General features: G+C 43.6%; 2 protein-coding genes. Both read left to right on the forward strand.

Translation table 11 applies throughout. The annotated features are described in order from the left end of the window. Positions 1–139: 139 nt before the first annotated feature. The gene (gene istA, locus EDM58_RS20300; protein ID WP_183187571.1) at positions 140–1,633 is read left to right on the forward strand and encodes an IS21 family transposase; all 1,494 of its coding nucleotides are present in this window, start codon (positions 140–142) and stop codon (positions 1,631–1,633) included. Beyond that, positions 1,630–2,349: an IS21-like element helper ATPase IstB gene (gene istB / locus EDM58_RS20305; RefSeq protein WP_023555120.1), complete on the forward strand. Its 720-nt coding sequence runs from the start codon at positions 1,630–1,632 to the stop codon at positions 2,347–2,349. Before istA ends, istB begins: the two co-directional genes overlap by 4 nt. Positions 2,350–2,425 lie beyond the last annotated feature (76 nt).

Consider the following 2,425-nt stretch of genomic DNA (forward strand, 5'->3'; position numbering starts at 1 on the left):
TGTGTTTGGCAAAATAAAAGTACACACTTTGGCAACCGAAAAGTGCAGAACATTTCCGAATATGAAAAAAGCCTTGCCAGCTAACTAAACAACCCTCTACTCTTCTATTTGGTGAACAGATAGGAGAGGGATGAAAGGAATGCTGGCAATGGCTCAACAACACTATATCAAATACTTACGGGATGTAAAAGATCAATCCATTTCCCAGATTGCAGAACAACTTGGTGTAAGCTGGAGAACGGCAAAGAAATATGCAGACTGTTCAGACTGGAACAAAGCAGAGCCTCCTCTTCGAGGAAAATTCCCTATCATGGAAGCTTACCGTGTACAAGTGGATACCTGGCTTATGGAAGATCAAGCCCGCCCCAAAAAACAAAGACATACAGCAAAACGTATCTATGACCGCCTTGTTACCGAATTTGGCTTTGCAGGATCAGACCGTACCGTACGGTACTATGTTGCCAAACGGAAGTCAGAACTGCAAATCGAAAAATCGGAGCCTTATATTCGTTTAGAACACCCAGGGGGAGAAGCACAGGCGGACTTTGGAACATTTCAAGCGATTATCGGTGGTCAACTGGTGGAGCGGAAAATGTTGATCCTCTCCTACCCATACAGCAATGCAGCATTTGTCTTTGTTACTCCGAAGGAGAACACAGAGTGTTTCTTAGAGGGATTACGGCAGCTATTCGAAATGAGCGGTGGTGTACCCAATCGAATCTGGTTTGACAATCTTTCAGCAGCTGTTGTATCTGTAGGAACCGATGGAAACCGGAAGCTTACGGACGAATTTCAACGCTTTGCCCTCCATTACCGCTTCCAACCTGTCTTTTGCAACCCTGCACAAGGGAACGAAAAAGGACATGTTGAGAACAAAGTGGGGTATGCTCGGAGAAATTGGTGTGTTCCATTACCTGTAGCCAATGATTTGGAACAACTACAGAAAATCATGAATCAGCAAGCTCTTGAAGATTTGAGAAGACCTCATTATGCGAAGGAAGTCTTACAGCAAGACCTTTGGGAGCAAGAGAAAATCAAACTTCTGGAACTCCCTCTCATACCTTATGAAGCTTTCCGTTTGGAATCCGTAAAAGCCAATGGATACGGTGAGGTTCTCATTGATCAAAAAACAGTAAAGATCCCTTCTATTCGTTCTCACGAACGAGTATGGGTGAAGTATTGGTGGGACAAGGTAGATGTACTTAATGATAGCTACGAAGTGCTGATTACACTACCAAGAGGATATATGGATGAATCGGTTCCGGTTGATCTACAAACTATGTTACAACCACTTTATAGTAAGCCAAAAGCTCTCGACTACAGTTCTGTTCTTGCTTTCCTCCCCAGTCAAACAAAGGGTTTTCTGCAATCTGTTGAAGGGAAAAGCCGCAAAACAAGAATTGGCTGGATCATTCGGATGCTAAAAACATACCAGATCGAGGAGATTGAAAGATGCCTTACGCAAGAAGATCAAGATGATGTGAGTCGATTGGAGCATGTTCTGTACCGTTTACGTCATCCTGAAATCATCCCAGCACCTATGAAAGACAGTCGCACCCCATCTGTTTTCGTTGGATATCAGCCAGATCTAACGAGATATGATCAACTTCAACGGACAGAGGTGCGGAAATGAAGGAAGAATTACGTCAACTTTGCAAGCAGATGAGATTAGCCCATGTCATGAATGTCTATGAGCAAGTTCCATTTGAACACCCGACTCAATTTCTTCATGCGGTACTATCTTCGGAACGAAGTTCCCGTGAGCAGGGAAAAATCCGACGATTGTTGCAGAAAGCCAGATTTACACAGATAAAGACCTTTGAAGGGTACTCTTTCGAGTCGGTTTCATTACCTGATAGCGTCACGATTGAGGAGCTAAAGAGAGCATCATTTGTAGAACGCAAGGAAAATGCTATATTACTTGGTCCCGTAGGGACAGGAAAGACACATCTGGCAACTGCAATGGGTGTGGAGACGTGTAAACAGGGTAAAAAAGTGAGGTTTTATCGAGTGGCAGAGTTGGTTTCCATTTTGCAAACCAAGTTTCACGCTGGCAACCTTCCACGATTTCAGAAGGAATTACTGGACACTGATGTATTGATTTTAGATGAGTTAGGCTTTGTTCCGTTTCACAAGGACGGTGCTGATCTGCTTTTTCATCTTATCTCAGAATGTTATGAACGGATCAGTATAATCGTTACCTCCAATTTGGAGTTTAGCCAATGGAATACGGTTTTCGGAGATAACCGCCTCACCGCTGCCTTGATCGACCGTCTTGTACATCACGCTCATATCGTAGCTTTCACAGGAGAGAGCTATCGCCTTCGGCATGCTCTTTCCCACCGTTAAAATTATGAAAATTTAGCCTGGCAAGGCTATGCACAAAATGGTTTCCGAACTCTGCATTTTTTGCTTGCCAAATACA

The sequence above is a fragment of the Brevibacillus panacihumi genome (assembly GCF_003710985.1).
In the GTDB taxonomy this organism is placed as follows: domain Bacteria; phylum Bacillota; class Bacilli; order Brevibacillales; family Brevibacillaceae; genus Brevibacillus; species Brevibacillus panacihumi.

What these genes read in the sequence shown, in the direction of transcription:
- istA (WP_183187571.1), top strand. Translation starts at nt 140, where the DNA reads ATGCTGGCAATGGCTCAACAACACTATATCAAATACTTACGGGATGTA.
- istB (WP_023555120.1), top strand. Translation starts at nt 1,630, where the DNA reads ATGAAGGAAGAATTACGTCAACTTTGCAAGCAGATGAGATTAGCCCAT.